The organism is Arcanobacterium urinimassiliense (assembly GCF_900119495.1).
Lineage (GTDB): Bacteria > Actinomycetota > Actinomycetes > Actinomycetales > Actinomycetaceae > Arcanobacterium_A > Arcanobacterium_A urinimassiliense.
In genome coordinates this window covers 1,020,604-1,038,865 of record NZ_LT632435.1, presented here as the reverse complement: position 1 = coordinate 1,038,865, position 18,262 = coordinate 1,020,604, and the positions used below count along the sequence as shown (strand labels likewise).

Below are 18,262 nucleotides of genomic sequence, written 5' to 3'. Positions count from 1 at the left end.
TATGTGGTGGTTAATCCTCTGCGCATTGGGGGTAGTCGCCTTTCTGATCTGGGCTTTTTGTGTGGCGCGAAAATTGAATGCATTACACACAAAAGTGTTGAAATCGCGCAAAGCTTTAGAGCTGGCTTTAATCGTGCGGGCGCAAAAGGCAGAGGAAATGGCGAGTAGCGGTGCGCTAGATATCGCCAGCGCAGTTTTACTCCAGGCAGCAGCGCATGATGCTTTAACCTATGCCCAGCTACCTATAGTTGATGACGGCTTAGATGCTTTCATTAATATAGCTTTGCCGCCTGCTAGCGAATTGGCAGGGAAAGAGCGCAGCGATATTGCAGAAAATCCGGCCGGTGTGCGGCTTGCAGTTGAATCGGAGCTTTCGCGTACCCTGCGGCTAACTATTGACGATTTAGCGAGCACTGATTTCACTCCGGCGCAGGAGCAAATCTATAAATCTTTGCAGCGCAGCCGCGAGAATATCCGTTTAACTCGCGCTTTCCATAATTTACATGTATCGCAGGCGCGGCGAGTGCATAGAAAAAGATTGACGCGTCTTTTTCACTTAGCGGGAAATGCGCCTTCGCCGCATACGGTGGATATAGATGATAGATAACATGGAAGCAGAAAGAGAATTTCCCTGGCGGAAAAAGATATCTAAGCGCGGGCGCGCTTTCGGATATTCCGGTTTAGCTACAGTCGGTATTCTTTTATCCGGCTGGGCCTTCATTTATTTATTTCCATTTATAGTGGGCAGAGCTGGGCTAGGTGGGGTTTTTCTAGCCGTTCTCTATGCGCTAGTGCCGGTGGCTTTCACTCTCTTCTTCGTCGCTATGATTGATCGCTGGGAGCCCGAACCGCGCTGGATGTATATTTTTGCTTTTACTTGGGGAGCAGGTACCTCCGTATTATTGGCGGTTCTTTTTCAGGATTTTTTTCGGGCATTATTGCGCGATTCTGCCGATGCTCAGCTAGCTGCACTCGCTTCTGATATGCGTTTCACCGCCTCCTGTGTGGCACCTTTTACCGAAGAATTAATTAAGGGTGGCGGAGTGCTCCTAATCTATTTTATTTTTCGCCGCTATTTTGATGGGCCGGTAGACGGTATCGTCTATGGCGCTTTAATCGGAGCCGGTTTCGCATTCACCGAAAATATCCTCTATTTCTTAAATGACCTCGAAGAGATTTCTTTTCTTTTCCATATTCGCTTCTTAGATGCACCTTTTAATCACGAAGCGTGGACGGCTATCTTCGGGTTTTTCCTAGGCTTTGCTCGCTATTCACCGAAAAAATTAGCTCCGTTGCTCTATATGATTCCCGGATTAGGTGGAGCGATATTTGGGCATTGGTTCAATAACGACGCTTTGAACTGGCCGGGAATGACCTATGAGAAGTATCTATTACTCTCTAATGCACCAGCTTTGATAATTTTTATTCTTCTTATTTATTTTGCGCGTCAGCAAGAAAAAGAAGTAGTGCTACAGAGTCTTGCGCATTACGTCGAAGCCGGCCTGCTAAGTAATCTGGAAGTGGAGATGATTGAATCTTTAGCGGCGCGCCGAGCTGCCCAGCGTTGGGTGGAATTATTAGCGCGCAAGCGGCAAGAGGATCCGGGTGAGCTCCGTGCCGTCATGGAAAATTTCCAAGCAAAACTTCTCGAGCTGGGTTATCTGCACGCGCGGGAAATTGGGGAAAATAAAGTGCGGCGGGCACGCAGCCAGCGGCGGGAAGCAGAAATTTTAGCGGAGTTGGCCGCCGATAGAGCGCGCATTACGGGAGAATATTTTTAAAATGGTGGAAAAGGAAGCACAGAATCCAACCGAGCGTGAATTAGCAGCGGCAATGCGTAGCGAATGGCCAAAAGATGCCGAAGGATATCCGCATCGGCAGGCGGCGCGGGTAATTCCTTATACGCATAGCGGAGAAATATTTCTTATTAAGGGCCACGATTTTGGCAAAGCGGAGCGGGCATGGTGGTTTACCGTAGGAGGCGGAATTCAGAGAGGAGAAACTGCCCGTAATGCGGCAGTGCGTGAGTTACGGGAAGAAACTGGCTTGCAAATTTCTCCTGCGCGCTTGGAAGGGCCAGTCCTTTACCGCAAAGCCACTTTTTATTTTTATCTAGAGACGCGCCGGCAAGATGAAGAATTTTTTCTCTTGGGGGTAGACGAGGAAGAGGCCGATATTCTGCGACGGAGTTCGCATCGGGACTTGACTCCCGAAGAAGAAAAAGTCTTGGAGGAAAGCAAGTGGTGGTCTTTAGCGGACTTAGCGGAGGCGCAAGCAGCGGGAGCTTCTCTCTACCCACGTGCGCTGGTAGATATGGCTCAGAAATGGGTGCAAGAAGGTAGTCGGCAAGTATTTCATATTGTGGAATCTTGACGACACGCCAAAAACTTTTCGCAAAAATTTAATCAAACGGTTGAAGCAGGTAGAATCAGAGAGAATCGATTTTAAGGAGAATCTGTGTCAGGACATTCTAAGTGGGCGACCACCAAGCATAAGAAAGCCGCTAATGACGCTAAGCGGGGTAAGCTCTTCGCGCGTCTTATTAAGAATATTGAAGTAGCTGGGCGTACGGGTGGCCCCGATCCCGAAGCTAATCCGACTCTGTATGATGCGATTCAAAAAGCGAAAAAGAATTCAGTGCCGAACGACAATATCGAAAGAGCCTTAAAAAGAGCAGCTGGCGATGATGCTGGTGGCGCTACTTATGAGCAAATTTTTTATGAAGGTTATGCCACTGGTGGAGTAGCGGTCTTGATTGAGTGCCTTACCGATAACCGAAATCGGGCTGCTTCGGATGTGCGAGTAGCTCTCACCCGGAACGGCGGTACGCTCGCTGATCCCGGATCGGTATCTTATCTCTTTACTCGTAAAGGGGTAGTGGAAGTGCCGATGGCTGATTCTTTAGACGAAGATAGTGTCTTAATGGCAGTGTTGGATGCGGGAGCTGAAGAGATAGTCACCCTGGGAGATACCTATCAGGTAATTTGCGCTCCAAATGATGTAGTAGCAGTACGCAGTGCCCTGGTGGAAGCGGGTATTGACTACAATTCGGCGGAAACGCAGTTTGTGCCGGCGATGAAAGTCGATGTGGATAAAGACAATGCCCGGCGCGTGCTAAAAGTGTTGAATGCGCTAGACGATGTAGATGATATTCAGAATGTCTACTCCAATGCCGAGATTGATGACGAGGTGCTCGCCGAGCTCGAAGCTGAGGAGTAAAGTGCGAATACTCGGGGTGGACCCTGGTCTCACTCGTTGTGGAGTGGGAGTTATCGAAGCAGATGCTTACCGGCGGGTTAAATTAGTAGACGTCGGGGTAGCGCGTTCCGCTCCAGACCAGGCTCCACAGCAGCGTTTGCTAATTATTTACAATGAGCTGCTTACCCAGATAAAAATTTTCCACCCCGATGTGGTGGCGATAGAGAGAGTATTTGCCGAAGAGAATGTGCGCTCTGTTACGAGTACTGCACAGGTGGCCGGTATTGCTATGCTGGCAGCGGCGCAATTCTCCTTGCCAGTGGCTCTTTACAGCCCTTCGGAAGTAAAAGCTGCCGTGACGGGAAATGGGCGCGCCGTTAAAAAACAAGTGCAGTTTATGGTGCAGAAAATTTTGCAGCTAGATGCGCTGCCACGGCCAAAAGATGCCGCTGATGCGCTGGCGATTGCCGTGTGCTGTGCATGGCGTGGGGGAGGAGAATCCGGGCAAAAAACTGACCGCGCGCAGCATGGCGGAGCTGGAATGCTCCCTCGAGCAGAAGGGGCAGATTTGACTCCGGCGCAGAAACTATGGGCGCAAGCTGAACGTTTAGGATCTCGCCACGGAGCAGTAGCTCCCAAAAAATAAATAAATATGTATTAAACTATTTATGAAACATTTGTTCGAAAGGTGGAATCGTGATCTCTTCCGTGCGCGGGGCAGTGATTGGGTTGGATAAAGATTCGGTCGTTCTGGAAGTGGGCGGAATTGGATTGCGTATTTATACTTCTCCCGCTACGCTCGCTTCTTTACACCTCGGATCAGAGGCGCAGCTCTATACTTCTTTAATAGTAAAAGAAGATGAACTGAGTCTTTATGGTTTTGCTGATGCTGATAGCCGTGCTGTTTTTAACGTCCTGCTGGGGGTATCGCGTATTGGAGCTCGCACTGCATTAGCGATGTTGGCTGTGCATACCCCTGATGCTCTGCGTTCGGCAATAGCTAATAAAGATATAAATGCCCTCACACAAGTATCTGGAATTGGGAAAAAAGGGGCCGAGCGAATAATTTTGGAAATTGGCGATAAGCTCGGGCCTGCTCCCCAACTGGCGGCGGCGAATTCTCCTGCTAGCGGCGCAGCTGAGCGCGATGTATTGGAAGCATTAATCAATCTTGGCTGGTCAGAGCGCGAAGCCAAGCCGGCTTGTGCGCAGGCTGTCCAAGAAAATCCGGAAGCGGCGGTAGCTGATTTATTGCGAGCTGCTCTGCAAATTCTCGGTAAAAGGAGGTAGCGCGTGGAGGAATGGAATATAACTTCTGCCGAAGCTGATGAAGAAGAACGCGCACAAGAAGCCGCGTTACGTCCTAAGCAGCTCACGGAGTTCGTAGGCCAAGAAGTGGTGCGTAACCAGCTTTCGCTCATTTTAGATGCGGCTAATCAGCGCGGAAAATCTCCAGATCACGTACTGCTTTCCGGCCCTCCTGGCTTGGGTAAGACTACTTTGGCGATGATTATCGCGGTGGAAGTAGGTGGCTCTTTACGCCTTACTTCCGGCCCGGCAATCCAACATTCGGGAGATTTAGCGGCTGTGCTTTCTTCTCTCCAAGAAGGAGATGTGCTCTTCATAGATGAAATTCATCGCTTAGCGCGGGCGGCCGAGGAAATGCTCTACTTAGCGATGGAGGATTTTCGAGTCGATGTGATCGTGGGGAAAGGCCCGGGCGCCACTTCTATTCCTTTACCGCTACCGCGTTTTACCGTAGTAGGAGCTACTACGCGCGCGGGATTGTTGCCGGCACCGCTGCGCGATCGCTTTGGCTACACTGCCTATTTAGATTATTACGCGGATGCAGAACTGGCAGAAATAGTGCGCCGCAACGCCATTAAACTGGAGGCAGAACTCACGGACGAAGCTGCGGTAGAAATATCTTCCCGCTCGCGGGGCACACCACGAATCGCCAATCGGTTATTGCGGCGTGTGCAGGATTGGGCACAAGTACGGGGGAGTGGAGTACTAGATTTAGCTGCTGCTCAAGCTGCCTTGCAAGTTTTTGAAGTAGATAAGAGTGGCCTGGATCGCCTCGATCGAGCAGTTTTAGAAGCAATTTGCCAAAATTTCCAAGGTGGCCCAGTTGGATTGACTACTTTAGCAGTTTCAGTGGGAGAGGAACCGGAAACAGTTGAAACAGTTTCTGAACCCTATCTGGTGCGCCGCGGTTTTCTCACTCGTACTCCGCGTGGCCGCTTAGCTACGGCGCGGGCGTGGCAGCATCTCAATTTAACGCCGCCGGAGGCATCCGCTACACTTTTTCGCTAGCATAAAATGCGGTAAACTTTTTTAGGTTGCACTAGCAGATTAGGAAAAGGCTCTTATGGAACTTATTATCATTGTTTTGTTTATGGTCATTATGATGTGGGGCCTAAACTTTATGAACCGGAAGACGCAGAAACGCCAGCAAGATGAGCGAGCTTCTGCCATCGTACTGGGTAATAGCGTAGTCACTACCGCTGGATTTTTAGGAAAAATAGTGGATATTGACGGCGATGCCATTACTCTCGAATCTCCTTCCGGTGAGGAATCTGTATGGCTGCGTGGAGCAATTGCTGGCCAGATGGAAATTCCGGTAGCAGGAATTTCGGAAGCAGATGCGGCTGCGCTGGACGCCGAAGCGAGTGCAGAAGAAGAAGTGGCAGCGGGGGAGGATTCTGAGAATCCCGAGGCTCCTGAGCAGCCAATGGAAGAATCTGATCAAGAATAAGGCGCCGATTTTTGGCGGAAATAGAAAAGATATTTTTGTGGCGAAAAAAAGAAGAGCAGGAGCTGGATCCGCTCCTATAAAACGCTTGCTAGTGTTGACGGTATTAGCAATTGCTTTAGTTGGTTCATTAATTTTCGGTACGGTACGCGAACCAGGTACTAAGTTCACCCCTTCTTTAGCTCTGGATTTGGAAGGTGGCACGCAGCTAATTTTGACGCCGGTAGCTACCGATAATTCCGAGATTACGGATGAAGACGTAAATCAAGCTATTGAAATTATCCGCCAGCGGGTGGACGCTTCTGGTGTAGCAGAAGCGGAGATTACCGCGCAAGGCGGGAAAAATATCGTCGTAGCGCTGCCGGGCGAACCCAGTAAAGAAACTTTAGATTTGGTGCGCACTTCGGCAGTATTGCGTTTGCGTCCGGTGTTGACGGTAATGGGACCAGATGCCATAAATAATTCGAGCTTGGCGCAGATGCAGGCGCAAGCCCAAGCGCAGAGCAGTGGATCGCAGCCGCCAAAACCAGAAGATATTAAACCACTTAATCTGAGCCCCGAAGAATTACAGGCGGAAATTACGAAACTCGCCGATTCTAATAAAGATGGAAAGCTTTCTACCGAGCCACTAACTACTCCCAAGGATTCTTCTGATTTAGCTTGGGTCACGGAAAAAGTGCTCTATGATGCCTACACTTTGCAATGCGGTTCGGAAAAAGCGCGTCTAGATGCCACTGCAGATGCTCCTGATAAACCCTTCGTGGCTTGTGCCGAAAAAGGCGAAATGAAATATATTCTCGGCCCGGCGGAAGTAGAGGGTACCAATCTTACTCAGGCATCTTCGGGGCCAGCAGTAGATAAAAGCGGTAATCCTACTGGTGGCTGGGCTGTACACATGCAGTTCGATAAAGAAGGCGGGGAGGCTTTCGCGGCGGTGACGGGTCGCTTGCACGGTTTGACGCAACCGCGTAATCAGTTTGCTATTGTGCTTGACGGGCAAGTGCTTTCAGCTCCGGTGCCTAGTGGTCCAATTGCAGGCGGGCAAGCCGAAATTACTGGAAAATTTACCGCGGAAGAAGCTGCCTCTTTAGCTAATCAGTTGAGCTTCGGTTCTTTACCGCTCAATTTTGAGGTGCAGTCCGAGGAGCAAATTTCCGCTACCCTCGGTACCGAACAGCTGCAAGCTGGTTTGGTTGCCGGCTTAATTGGCGGGCTATTAATCGTGCTTTATATGCTCTGGCAGTATCATGCTTTAGGAATCGTCTCGGTAGCTTCTATCGCTCTCTCTACGGGAATGTCTTATCTAGTCATTTGTTTCCTCTCGTGGAGCATGGGCTACCGCCTTTCCATGGCCGGTGTACTCGGTATGATTATTTCGGTTGGCGTAACTGCGGATTCCTTTATCGTTTACTTTGAGCGAATTCGCGATGAAATCCGCGATGGGCGCACAATTAAAGGCGCGATTGAGCACGGCTGGGCGCGGGCGAAACGCACAATCATTATTTCGGACTGTGTGAATTTGCTGGCTTCCATAGTGCTTTACCTATTGACGGTTGGATCGGTGCGTGGCTTTGCCTTCACACTGGGAATCACCACCGTGCTGGATTTGATAGTGGTAATGCTCTTTACCTACCCGTTGGTTACTTTGCTCGGTCATTTGCAATTCTTTAATTTGGGTAAACGCTTCTCCGGCTTGGATAAAGTGCAATTGCGGAAGAATCCACTCTATCGCGGGCGCGGGGCTGCTCTCGCTGGGCGGAAGCAGTCGACCAATATAGAATCAGATAGTGAGCAAAATTCTGATGCCGATTTGCTTGAAGATGTAGCTGAGAGCGAGCCAGAAGATACTGCAGTTGCTAATTCTCCTGCGGCTGCGCTGGCAGAGGAAGCGGAAGTGACTGCAGAGCCTGCTGTTGAAATGCCGGTAACTGTAGGCGCAGAAATAGAAAATTCCGCTGCGTTTTCTCAGCCTGGCCTCACTTTAGCGGAGCGCCGTGCCCAAGAACGGAAAGCGCGGAAGAAAAAAGCGGCCACAGATGGCATAGATTCTCAGGAAGAGGGGGAAAACTGATGTTATCCATGTACCCTATCGGTAATGATCTTTACTCTGGGCGCCGTTCTTTAAATATTATTGGACTGCGGAAAGTCTGGTTTGGAATTGCCTTGCTGCTGATTTTGGCTTCTTTGACATCAATCTTGGTACGCGATCCTAATCTCGGAATCGAGTTCCGTGGCGGTTCACAATTTACCGTCACCGGCACCGAAGTTACCTCCCATCAGCCGGCTTATGAAGCAATCTCCAAAATAGGTGCAGATGATGCGCCGCGTGTTTCTAGTTTAGGCACATCTGGGTTGCGGGTGCAGACCGTTGAATTGAGTGATCAGCAGACGCAGGAATTAAAAGAAACTCTGGCTGCTGCTTATAAAGTGCCAATAAATGATGTAACCTCCACTTTCGTAGGCCCATCCTGGGGGCAAAACATTATGAGCAAAGCGATTCGCGCCATGATCGTATTTATGGTTTCCGTATCGCTGGTTTTAATGCTCTACTTCCGTTCCTGGACTATTGCAATTGGTGCTATTGGAGCGCTTTTACACGATTTCATTATCACTCTGGGAATATATTGGCTGCTTGGTTTGGAAATTACGCCGGCGACCATCATCGGTATTCTGACGATTATGGGTTATTCCCTCTACGATACGGTGGTGGTATTCGATAAAGTACGGGAAAATACTGAGCATCTCACCTCCCAAACTAAATACACTTTTGCCGAATCAGCTAATTTGGCAATTAACCAAACTCTCATTCGCTCGATTAACACTTCTCTCACTGGGTTATTGCCAGTGATAGCTGTACTCTTTATCGGAGTGGGAATACTAGGTGCAGATACTTTGCGGGATTTGGCTCTCGTAATGTTTGTAGGAATGATTCTTTCTACGGTTTCTTCTATCTTTATTGCGGCTCCGCTTTCGGTGACGCTCGGAGAGCGAAATGAAGATATTAAAATTCACACGGAAAGAGTGCGAAAAGTGCGTGCTATACAGAGCGCGTCTTCCAATGCGGACAAGAGTGACACCGCGGCAGCCGAATCAGATATGCTAGCTTTGGCCGGGGTGGAGGATAGAATCTCCGGCGGGCATTTAGGGCAAGCTGCTCAACCTAAGAAACGCGGCCACGCGCAGAGAAAAAAGAAGAGGTCTAAATAAATGACGCAGAATGCGGATTTTCCAGCAGAACTGATACAACTTGTAGAATCTCATGTGCGAGAGGTAAGCGATTTTCCTGCTCCAGGTGTGCTGTTTCGCGATATCACTCCGCTTATTGCTGATGCGCATGCTTTTAGCTCTTTAATCGATAGCCTAGCGGATCGTTATCGAGGTGAAGTAGACGCAGTAGCCGGTCTAGAATCCCGTGGATTCATTTTAGGAGCTCCGTTGGCTACGGCACTCGGGGTGGGAATGCTGACTGTGCGGAAAGCCGGTCGGTTGCCCGGGCCAGTAGTAGGCGTGGATTACAACCTCGAATATGGGGAAGCGCGGATGGAGTTGCAACCTTTCACTGTGCAAGACGGCATGCGAGTACTAGTAATTGACGATGTTCTAGCTACCGGCGGCACCGCAGGAGCAGCTTTTGATTTGATACGGCAAGCCGGGGGAGTTCCGCATAAACTGTGCGTGCTGCTCGAGCTGGAAGATTTAGGCGGCCGGGCAAATCTGGGTGATGCGATTCCTATTGATTCGGTGCTGCGGTATTAATTCGGATTATCTGAAAATAATAGTTAATCTACCTGATTAATTTTCCTTATTAAAGCAGGTAAAATGTCGTTTTTATCTAAAGGCATAGCTATATCATCATTTGCGTAGGCAGCTTGGAAAAGTTTTACTATTAGTGGTGCTTCTAGTTTTGCTTTTTTCATTAATGATTCATTAGTGAAAGCGGATATTGTATTACCTTGATATATTAACGATTTATTATGCAAGATAATTGTCTCAGGGAAGTTTTTATATACAAATTCCATATCGTGAGTAATAAAAATAGTTGTGGCATTAACGGAGTTTAGATATTTTAGAATCTGCTCTATGAGCTGTTTCTGTGCTAAATCTAATCCACTGGTAACTTCGTCAAAAATAATTATTTGCGGTTTGGCTAGTAATGCGGAAGCAATGGCTACAAATTTGCGCTCTGAGGGAGATAACTCATAAGGACTCCGTTTAGTGTAAGTGCTTAGATTGGTTAACTTTAATATTTCTCTTAACCACTCGGTGTCAAAATTTTTATATCCATAGGTAATTTCTTTATACACAGTAGGATTAAAAATTTGGTCGTCGGGATTTTGAAAAATATAACGTATGTTTTGTGCTAATTGTTTGGTAGAAAAATCAGTAAGAGGTGTACCTGCGAGTTTAATTTTGCCAGCACAAGGGGTGAGTAAACCACTTATTAATTTTGCAAGAGTACTTTTTCCAGATCCGTTACTTCCAATAAGTGCATATTGAGTGCCGGCTACCAATTTTGTAGAAATATCTTGCAGGACTGCTTCTTTATGATATGAAAAAGAAACATTCTCTAATTCCACATTATCTATCATTTGCTAACCTCTTAATTGCTTGAATTAAAGCGTCCTTTTTCAGAATTTTGCCATCAATATTTACACCATGTTTTATAAGTTTTTCTTGTAGAAAAATTGAGTTTGGTAAAGGAATATTTTTTTGGTTAAAAGTAGGGTCATAAAAGACTTCGGCTGGTGAGCCATAATGTACAACTTTTCCAGATTCTAATGCGATGACTGCATCTGCATATTCAGCAATCAAATCAGTATTTTGTTCAGCTATGAAAATGGTATGACCCAGCTTTTTATACTTTATTAAGCATTCATAAATATTTTTACTCTCTTGTGGATCTAGCTGGGCCACAGGTTCATCTAGAATTAGCACGGAAGGATTACTGACAATCATATTTGCAATAGCGAGTCTTTGCATTTGCCCACCAGATATCTGAAATGGATGTGCTAAGGCATATTCTTCTAAATTAAGCATTTTTAAAGTTGCAATGACTCGCTGCTGGATTTTTTCTGGTGTTTCGCCTCTATTTTCTAAGCTAAATGCAACTTCCTCAAAAATAGTGCTTTTAATTTTACTTAGCTGCGTTATTGGATTGTCAAAAACTATTCCAATATCATCGTTATTTAAAAAATCAGATTGGCCGTGAAAATAAATATTTCCGGAATGGGTTCCCTGGAAAAAATGCGGCACATAGCCTTTTAAAGCGAGACAAAGAGTAGTTTTTCCAGCTTTATTTGCACCCACTATTCCATAAATTTTCCCGGGTGCGAATTGTAAAGTTATATTCTCTAAAGCGTAGCTTTGACTTAGAGGATAGGTATAGGAAAAATTTTGAATCTTATATATAGATTGCACAGAAGCACCTCACAATCAATAATATTAAGAAAAAAGCGCTAAAAATAATAAGAAAAATATTTTCATAGCCATTTTTAGGTACTTGGCGAATAAATGTTTTTTGTTTAGCCGTAAAAAAGCTGCGTGACTCCAGCATCATTACAGTTGGTTCTATTTTTACTAAAGCAGCAATAAAAGCGGGAAGCAAAATTGGTATAAAAGTTTTTATGCGTTGTAAGAAATTCCCATCTATAGTAATTCCACGGCTTCTCTGAGAAATGATGATCGTATCAATTTGCCGTTGTAACTGCTCTATCGTTTGCAGAGTAGATAGGATTATAAAAGTAGCTTTATGGTTAAGGCCATATGTATTCAAGGCAGCTGCAATATCCTCAATAGAGGTAATCTGGGAAAACCAAATAATAATTGATGCTATGTTGAGCGTATTTAATCCTAGAATAAAGGCTTTTTGTAAGGATATATCGTGAATACTGAAAAATCCCCAGGTAAATATCTCATTTCCTTGCCGAATTAGTAGCAATTGAAAGAGCATAACAAAAAGGGTGAATATAAATATTCGCTTTAGTAAGTTATAACCAGTCCTTTTTATATTTGATCTCTTTAATAAGCAAATAATGATAAAGAAATAGGGTACAAGCAGCAGCGGAATTTTATAGCTAGTTAGCTTCCAAGAGGCGAGAATAATATCTGTTAAGACTAACTCACCCATGATAATAAATTTTATATTGGGGCTTAATCCAGCAATTTTATTTGCCGAAGTTACTTTATTTATTTCTGCTATGTAATCAGCCATTATGCTACCACTTTTTCATTTTTATAGGCTGGCACGTAAAGTAACCCGAATTTGAAATGGAGCAGCAGATTCGGGGGTAGACATCTTATACATCTATAGCAAATCAAAAGCGTAATACAGCGATCTAACAATGTAAAAAATCCATCAGCGGAAAAAACTGATATCCAAATATTGGTACCGGATGCCATCAGCAACCCAGTAAAGATAGAAGAACTTCCCCCGGTAAAACCGCTATATAGTAGTACAACTATTGGAGCGGCAGTGACTATAGATACCAAAGACATAATTAGAGCTGAAATTATCATTTTATAGGGATTATTTAGCATTTTGTGTTTAGCCAATAATCCAGTAGTGTATCCGAGAGCAATATTTACAAAAATAAATGGGAGCATGGTTGGCATTACAGCTGCAGAAATTAAGTTAGTAAGAATACCTACTGTGATAGCTACGGTTGGTCCGCAAATCATCCCGGTAAAAACAGTCCCTATTGTGTCCAGAAAAATAGGAAGTTGTAAAAATGCCGCTACTTGTCCGGAAATACAGTTTATAGCTACGCATAGGGGTATTAGCACAATTGCTACTGCACTAAATTCTTGATTTAGGAATTTTCTATATGACATTTGCCAGCTCCATTACCAAACAATAGTCAAATATATAGGTGTAGCTTTAATTATTCGGACTATAGATAATGTTATCTATGACAAATGGCAGAATTAATTAAATTACTATATCGGCATATTGCTTATTCAATAATTTAAAATTTTCATCTGTTATAGTAATTTTTCCTCTAGTTATTGATATGAAGTTTTTTGTTTTCAACGAATATAGATGACGATAAAGAGTACGTAAGTTTATATTCAATATTTCAGATAATTGTTCTCTAGTGTAGGTGCAAATATACGGCCTTTTAGAACTAGATTGTAAATAAAAATAATAACCAATTAGATCTTCCGGTAGCGGGAGAAGTCTTTTGGTGGCAGCTTCTTGCATATTTATAGCAGTCATTTTTCCAAGTATGAGAAGCACTTGATAGCAAAGCTCGCTATTACTTTTAATCATTTCATTAAACATGCTTACGGGAATTTTAACTACTTGACAGTTAGTATGTGCAATTACAAAAGCAGTATATTTTTCAATCGAACAGAGTAGTTCTAACAAACCTAAAATTTCTAAGGGTTCAATGTGGCTAATTATTCCATTACAATGATCTAATTCCCCAAATACAGTGGCATGTCCTTGAACTAAAATATAAATAGAATCAACTGAATCATGCATATTAATGATTACTTCATTTTTCTTATATAAGTGGACGAAATTATTAGGTAAATCGGCAAGATATTTTTCTGCAGGTGCATGATTTTTTAATAAACGTATTAATCCTGCTGTTAATTTTTCGTTTATCATCTAGATTCCTTTATTTTATATTTCCTGACAACTGTCATTTCTCGCAGTATAACGGCGTGATAATTTTTCACCAAGTTTCGATATTTATTTATCGATATGTTAACAACTAGAAGTAAAGCGAGGATATTATGAAACGCAATGACGCGTTAAAAGCTTTTTTAGCTTTCGCTATGTATTTCTTAGCAGGATCCACTTGCGTAATGATTGGAAGTACTCTTCCGCAATTAGTGGAAATGTATGGTGAAAAAATTGAATTAGTAGGTTTGCTGGGTTCTGCTTATGCGCTAGGAAGAATTCTTACCGTAAACATTACGGGTATTCTGGTAGAAAAAATTGGTGCAGTAAAAGTAATACGAATTGGCACGGTATTTACCGCCTTATTTATGGTTGGTATACCGGCATTGCCAACTTTTATTGCTGGTATGGTTTTAGCATTTGCCGGAGGTTTTGCTTTCGGTACTCAAGATGCGGCATGCCCTGCTTTACTAAGTACGGTATTTAAGAAAAATTATGAAAGTTCTCTAACCTTTGGTCAGGGGTTATTTGGTGTTGGCACTACGGTAGCTCCATTCCTGCTCGGAGTATTTTTAAGTAATGAGATATCTTTTGCAATGTCTTATTATGTACTAGCCGCATTATCGTTAATTATCTTCGCTATTTCGTTCCTAGTACATATGGAAATTTCTTCGATTCATGAAGACGCTAAAGAAGAGCATATACGGCCTCTATATGCAAAAAACAAAGCACTTGCCTATGCCGGCATAGTTATTACAGTAGCTGCTTTTAGTGCTGTATCTACGGCAATTGGCATGTACACTACTAGTTTTGCGATAACAAAGGGCGTAAATGAAGCAAATGCTGCTTTCATGTTTACTCTTTATAATTTGGGATGCGTATTAGGTGGCTTCCTATTTACGTGGATTTTACGCTACATTCATGCACAGCTAGTTCTTTTAATGAATTGCACTGTGGCATTTTTAGCCATCTTAGCGGCATTATTAATTAACAGCACTGCAGGATATTATGTGGGGTTGTTTGTAGCTGGTTTATTCTTAGGGGTACTTTTCAGTGTAATAGTTGCTATTGCTACTCGTATTAACTATAAGCGTGTAAGTATTGCTTGTTCTATGGTTGCTACTGCCAGCGGAATTGCTGATATGTTAACGCCAATTATCGTTGGAGCTCTTATTGCGAAAGTGGGAGTAGAATTCTCTTATGTCTTTGGACTAGTAATGCTGGGAGTTTGTATCCTTTCAGCTGCTCTATTAAAGCTATCTACTTCAGAACATCCTATTGCCTAAAATCGCATAGTGAATAGAAAGATTTAATGATGGAACAGCGAAAAAAAATTATTATAGACACTGATTGTGGATCTGACGATGCTATGGCAATAGCAATGGCATTAAACGATCTAAGATATCAAGTTTTAATGTTTTCTACAGTATCTGGCAACGTTCCAATGGAACAAGCTACTATAAATACTTTAACTACTATTGAATATGCAGATACGTATGCGCCTCCGGTCTATCGCGGTTGCGATAAAATGATTTTACGGAATTTAAGCTATGCATATGAGACGCATGGGCACGATGGAATGGGGGATATCGGTTTAGTACCTCGGCGTCTACAGGCAGAAAAAGAAAATGGCGTTTTCAAAATGCTGGAATTCTTGCGTAATAATGACGATAAAGAAATCGATATTATTGCGCTCGGGCCACTTACTAACATTGCTTTAGCTTTGCGTTTAGATTATGAAGCAATGAAAAGAGCTAATCGTTTAATCATTATGGGTTCGGCTGGGCTAGGAGCAGGTAATGCAACTCCAGTAGCAGAATTTAATATTTGGCAGGATGCGGAGGCTGCAAAAATTGTAGTTGAATCCGGATTAGAAAATATTACATTTGTGGGGTGGGATGCCTGTTTAGAAGAATGTATGCTCACTCCAGATGAAATTTCTACTATTCGTGATAGTGGATCTTTAGGCAAGTTTGCTATCGACTGTAATAAAGATTTAATGGAGATGAATATAGAACGTTTTGGCGATAAGTATTTAGATATGGCTGATCCTTCAGCTGTAGCTGCCGCTTTATATCCAGAGTGTGTGGAGATATGCCAAAAGTACTATTGTGAAGTGGATGCTTCTGCTGGCCCTAGTTATGGTGCAGTTATAGTTGATGTAAATAACTGCACTGGTAAAACTCCTAATGCATATATTTGTAGTCGACTTAATGCGGAAAAATATAAGGCTTATATATATAAAACATTAAGAGTAAATAAATAGGTAATATGCCGGCTGGTTTAGGAATATACCAGCCGGCATAGCATTAGTACGATTCTCATTATTACCAAATAACGCGGTATAATTTCGGCATGGAAGAGAAAAATCTGGCTGAAAATGCTTCTTCTGCGAGCAGTAAAGACGAAAAGCCGCTTTACGAATGGGTAGAAGCAGTTGGCGAGAAGCCTCTTCCCACGGCTATGCAGGAAATTCTGCAAGTCTGTAAAGGCCGCAATATAAATTTAATGCGCTTAGTAAATGCCTATCAGATAGCTGATAAATGGCATACTGGCCAGCGGCGGCGCTCTGGAGAAGCGTATATTAATCATCCTTTAGCTGTATGCCGGATTTTGGCTGATTTGGGAATGGATGAGGATACTCTCGTTGGCGCTTTGCTCCACGACACGGTAGAAGATACTGGCTACACACTGCCTGCCTTACGCAAAGAATTTGGAAATACGGTAGCGCTTTTAGTAGACGGCGTCACCAAACTCGATAAAGTCGAATATGGGGAAGCAGCCCAGGCTGAGACCGTGCGAAAAATGGTCGTAGCTATGGCAAAAGATATCCGCGTTTTGTTGATAAAACTGGCGGACCGGCTACACAATGCGCGTACGTGGAAGTATGTAGATCCAGAATCGGCGCGGAATAAAGCGCGGGAAACTTTGGAAATCTATGCACCGCTTGCGCACCGCTTAGGGATGAATTCCATTAAATGGGAGTTAGAGGATCTTTCTTTTAAGACTCTTTACCCGGCGGTTTATACCGAAATTGAGCGCATGGTGAAAGAGCGCAATCCTGAGCGTCTAGCTTATATTGAAGAAATTAAAAAAATCCTGCAGGATGAACTAGAAAAAGCGCATGTAGAGTGCAGTATTTCGGGGCGGCCGAAGCATTACTATTCGATATATCAAAAGATGATTCTGCGCGGGCGCGATTTTGAAGATATCTACGATTTGATTGGCGTACGGGTACTGGTAAACGAAATTCAAGATTGCTATACCGCTCTCGGGGTAGCAAATTCAGTATTCACTCCCGTGCAGGGGAGAATTAAAGATTACATTGCCAGCCCGAAATTTAATTTTTATCAATCTATCCACACTTCCGTAATTGGGCCAGGCGGGCGCACGGTAGAAATTCAAATTCGTACCTACGATATGCATCGCCGCGCAGAATACGGTGTGGCGGCGCATTGGCGCTATAAAGAAAATCCCAACCAAAGCGAAAATAATAGTTCCGATAGCGGAGATGAAAGTGCTCAGCTCGAATGGCTACGGCAACTCGTAGATTGGCAGCGGGAAACGGCTGATCCTAAAGAATTCTTAGATTCGCTGCGCTATGAGATATCGGGTAATCAGGTATATGTATTTACCCCGACGGGAGAAGTGTTGGAATTAGCTGCGGGGTCTACGCCGGTAGATTTCGCTTATGCGATTCATACCGAGGTAGGGCAAAAGACGGTCGGAGCAAAGGTGAATGACCGGCTTGTCACCTTAGATCATCGCTTAGAATCGGGAGATACCGTCGAGATAATTACTGCTAAATCATCTGATGCGGGCCCCTCGCAGGGATGGTTAGAATTTGTGGCCACTCCACGGGCACGGGCAAAAATAAAGGCGTGGTTTACGCGGAACCGGCGCGAAGAAGCTATTGAAAATGGGAAAGAGAAATTAGCGAAAGCTATTCGGCGGCGTAATGAGCCAGTACAGCGCTTAATGTCGCATGAAACTCTCAAAGCGGTAGCGCAAGATTTACTGCGAAAAGATGTATCTGATTTATATGTAGCTATTGGGGAGGGAGCAATTACTCCCGAAAAAGTAGTGCGTTTGTTGATATCTTCCCAAGGCGGAAACGCCGGAGTAGAAGAAACTTTAGCAGAGGCAGTTACTCCTACCCGCATTCAAAGGCGAAATACGGGAGATTTATCGGCAGCGATTGTAGTAAAAGATATTGCGGATGCCGATGTATTAGTGACTTTGGCGAAATGCTGTACGCCAGTACCTCCGGATGAAATTATTGGTTTCGTTACGCGCGGGCGGGGTATATCCGTGCATCGTACTGATTGCCCAAATGTTACGTCTTTAGAAAAACAACCGGATCGTTTTGTAAATATAGCTTGGGAAGCAGCTGCGGAAGGGCCCTTCTTGGTGCAGGTACAGATTGAAGCCCTGGATAGGAAAGGTCTGCTGGCAGATGTGACGCGCGTATTTTCGGAACATGATATAAATATGCTTTCTGGCTCTATCAATACTTCTACTTCCCGCATAGCGCGTTCTAATTTCACTTTTCAAATGGCTGATCCACGGCATTTGCAGCAGGTTTTAAAAGAATTGCGAAAAATTGAAGGTGTGCATGATGCCTATCGAATCACTGCTTCGAAAAAAGAGGGCCATCGCCGCGTAGACTGAATAAATTT

19 protein-coding genes are annotated in these 18,262 nt (G+C 44.3%); 14 read left to right on the top strand and 5 right to left on the bottom strand.

Annotation, left to right across the window (positions count from 1 at the left end):
- Position 1: 1 nt before the first annotated feature.
- From BQ7117_RS04705 to BQ7117_RS04655, 11 genes are all read left to right on the top strand, one after another.
- Positions 2–607 carry a hypothetical protein gene (locus BQ7117_RS04705; RefSeq protein ID WP_073996428.1) on the top strand — a complete coding sequence of 202 codons (606 nt, stop codon included), beginning with the start codon at positions 2–4 and terminating at the stop codon, positions 605–607.
- The gene (locus tag BQ7117_RS04700; RefSeq protein ID WP_073996427.1) at positions 597–1,781 is read left to right on the top strand and encodes a PrsW family intramembrane metalloprotease; all 1,185 of its coding nucleotides are present in this window, start codon (positions 597–599) and stop codon (positions 1,779–1,781) included. The genes BQ7117_RS04705 and BQ7117_RS04700 overlap by 11 nt, the downstream gene beginning before the upstream one ends.
- Position 1,782: 1 nt before the next feature.
- Entirely contained in the window at positions 1,783–2,373 is a 591-nt protein-coding gene (locus BQ7117_RS04695) for an NUDIX hydrolase (protein ID WP_237563055.1), read from the top strand.
- Positions 2,374–2,457: 84 nt separating this feature from the next.
- Positions 2,458–3,219 (top strand): YebC/PmpR family DNA-binding transcriptional regulator, encoded by a 762-nt coding sequence (locus BQ7117_RS04690; protein ID WP_073996426.1) that lies wholly within the window; start codon positions 2,458–2,460, stop codon positions 3,217–3,219.
- A 1-nt stretch (position 3,220) separates the two neighbouring features.
- Complete coding sequence (gene ruvC / locus BQ7117_RS04685) at positions 3,221–3,844, top strand: crossover junction endodeoxyribonuclease RuvC (RefSeq protein ID WP_073996425.1); 624 nt, start codon at positions 3,221–3,223, stop codon at positions 3,842–3,844.
- Positions 3,845–3,894: 50 nt separating this feature from the next.
- Positions 3,895–4,488: a Holliday junction branch migration protein RuvA gene (gene ruvA / locus BQ7117_RS04680; RefSeq protein ID WP_073996424.1), complete on the top strand. Its 594-nt coding sequence runs from the start codon at positions 3,895–3,897 to the stop codon at positions 4,486–4,488.
- 3 nt (positions 4,489–4,491) lie between these two features.
- Positions 4,492–5,514 (top strand): Holliday junction branch migration DNA helicase RuvB, encoded by a 1,023-nt coding sequence (gene ruvB, locus BQ7117_RS04675; RefSeq protein WP_073996423.1) that lies wholly within the window; start codon positions 4,492–4,494, stop codon positions 5,512–5,514.
- Positions 5,515–5,569: 55 nt separating this feature from the next.
- Positions 5,570–5,956 (top strand): preprotein translocase subunit YajC, encoded by a 387-nt coding sequence (locus tag BQ7117_RS04670; RefSeq protein ID WP_073996422.1) that lies wholly within the window; start codon positions 5,570–5,572, stop codon positions 5,954–5,956.
- A gap of 37 nt (positions 5,957–5,993) precedes the next feature.
- Complete coding sequence (gene secD, locus BQ7117_RS04665; RefSeq protein WP_073996421.1) at positions 5,994–8,024, top strand: protein translocase subunit SecD; 2,031 nt, start codon at positions 5,994–5,996, stop codon at positions 8,022–8,024.
- Positions 8,024–9,160 carry a protein translocase subunit SecF gene (gene secF / locus BQ7117_RS04660; RefSeq protein WP_073996420.1) on the top strand — a complete coding sequence of 379 codons (1,137 nt, stop codon included), beginning with the start codon at positions 8,024–8,026 and terminating at the stop codon, positions 9,158–9,160. Before secD ends, secF begins: the two co-directional genes overlap by 1 nt.
- Entirely contained in the window at positions 9,161–9,709 is a 549-nt protein-coding gene (locus BQ7117_RS04655) for an adenine phosphoribosyltransferase (protein ID WP_073996419.1), read from the top strand.
- Between the two features lie 23 nt (positions 9,710–9,732).
- Here BQ7117_RS04655 and BQ7117_RS04650 read toward each other — a convergent pair whose 3' ends face one another.
- From BQ7117_RS04650 to BQ7117_RS04630, 5 genes are all read right to left on the bottom strand, one after another.
- Positions 9,733–10,542 carry an energy-coupling factor ABC transporter ATP-binding protein gene (locus tag BQ7117_RS04650; protein WP_073996418.1) on the bottom strand — a complete coding sequence of 270 codons (810 nt, stop codon included), beginning with the start codon at positions 10,540–10,542 and terminating at the stop codon, positions 9,733–9,735.
- A complete protein-coding gene (locus tag BQ7117_RS04645) occupies positions 10,532–11,371 on the bottom strand; it encodes an energy-coupling factor ABC transporter ATP-binding protein (protein ID WP_073996417.1) in 840 nt (279 codons plus the stop codon). Before BQ7117_RS04645 ends, BQ7117_RS04650 begins: the two co-directional genes overlap by 11 nt.
- Positions 11,355–12,164, bottom strand: a complete 810-nt coding sequence (locus tag BQ7117_RS04640; RefSeq protein WP_073996416.1) for an energy-coupling factor transporter transmembrane component T — start codon at positions 12,162–12,164, stop codon at positions 11,355–11,357. The genes BQ7117_RS04645 and BQ7117_RS04640 overlap by 17 nt, the downstream gene beginning before the upstream one ends.
- Positions 12,164–12,784, bottom strand: coding sequence for an ECF transporter S component (locus BQ7117_RS04635; protein ID WP_073996415.1), 621 nt, complete (start codon positions 12,782–12,784; stop codon positions 12,164–12,166). Before BQ7117_RS04635 ends, BQ7117_RS04640 begins: the two co-directional genes overlap by 1 nt.
- Before the next feature lie 97 nt (positions 12,785–12,881).
- On the bottom strand, positions 12,882–13,568 hold the full coding sequence (locus BQ7117_RS04630) for a Crp/Fnr family transcriptional regulator (protein WP_073996414.1): 687 nt from the start codon (positions 13,566–13,568) through the stop codon (positions 12,882–12,884).
- A gap of 128 nt (positions 13,569–13,696) precedes the next feature.
- Between BQ7117_RS04630 and BQ7117_RS04625 the strand changes: the two genes are divergently transcribed.
- The 3 genes from BQ7117_RS04625 (at position 13,697) to BQ7117_RS04615 (ending at position 18,254) form a co-directional block, all read left to right on the top strand.
- Positions 13,697–14,869 carry an MFS transporter gene (locus BQ7117_RS04625; protein WP_073996413.1) on the top strand — a complete coding sequence of 391 codons (1,173 nt, stop codon included), beginning with the start codon at positions 13,697–13,699 and terminating at the stop codon, positions 14,867–14,869.
- A gap of 26 nt (positions 14,870–14,895) precedes the next feature.
- Complete coding sequence (locus BQ7117_RS04620) at positions 14,896–15,849, top strand: nucleoside hydrolase (protein WP_202613020.1); 954 nt, start codon at positions 14,896–14,898, stop codon at positions 15,847–15,849.
- A 197-nt stretch (positions 15,850–16,046) separates the two neighbouring features.
- A complete protein-coding gene (locus tag BQ7117_RS04615; RefSeq protein WP_073996997.1) occupies positions 16,047–18,254 on the top strand; it encodes a RelA/SpoT family protein in 2,208 nt (735 codons plus the stop codon).
- The last annotated feature ends 8 nt before the right edge of the window (positions 18,255–18,262 follow it).

Coding starts and splice junctions, on each gene's coding strand:
- BQ7117_RS04625 (WP_073996413.1), top strand. CDS start 13,697: ATGAAACGCAATGACGCGTTAAAAGCTTTTTTAGCTTTCGCTATGTAT.
- BQ7117_RS04700 (WP_073996427.1), top strand. CDS start 597: ATGATAGATAACATGGAAGCAGAAAGAGAATTTCCCTGGCGGAAAAAG.
- BQ7117_RS04670 (WP_073996422.1), top strand. CDS start 5,570: ATGGAACTTATTATCATTGTTTTGTTTATGGTCATTATGATGTGGGGC.
- secF (WP_073996420.1), top strand. CDS start 8,024: ATGTTATCCATGTACCCTATCGGTAATGATCTTTACTCTGGGCGCCGT.
- BQ7117_RS04650 (WP_073996418.1), bottom strand. CDS start 10,542: ATGATAGATAATGTGGAATTAGAGAATGTTTCTTTTTCATATCATAAA.
- BQ7117_RS04630 (WP_073996414.1), bottom strand. CDS start 13,568: ATGATAAACGAAAAATTAACAGCAGGATTAATACGTTTATTAAAAAAT.
- BQ7117_RS04695 (WP_237563055.1), top strand. CDS start 1,783: ATGGTGGAAAAGGAAGCACAGAATCCAACCGAGCGTGAATTAGCAGCG.
- BQ7117_RS04655 (WP_073996419.1), top strand. CDS start 9,161: ATGACGCAGAATGCGGATTTTCCAGCAGAACTGATACAACTTGTAGAA.
- BQ7117_RS04635 (WP_073996415.1), bottom strand. CDS start 12,784: ATGTCATATAGAAAATTCCTAAATCAAGAATTTAGTGCAGTAGCAATT.
- BQ7117_RS04615 (WP_073996997.1), top strand. CDS start 16,047: ATGCAGGAAATTCTGCAAGTCTGTAAAGGCCGCAATATAAATTTAATG.
- BQ7117_RS04705 (WP_073996428.1), top strand. CDS start 2: ATGTGGTGGTTAATCCTCTGCGCATTGGGGGTAGTCGCCTTTCTGATC.
- BQ7117_RS04620 (WP_202613020.1), top strand. CDS start 14,896: ATGATGGAACAGCGAAAAAAAATTATTATAGACACTGATTGTGGATCT.
- BQ7117_RS04640 (WP_073996416.1), bottom strand. CDS start 12,164: ATGGCTGATTACATAGCAGAAATAAATAAAGTAACTTCGGCAAATAAA.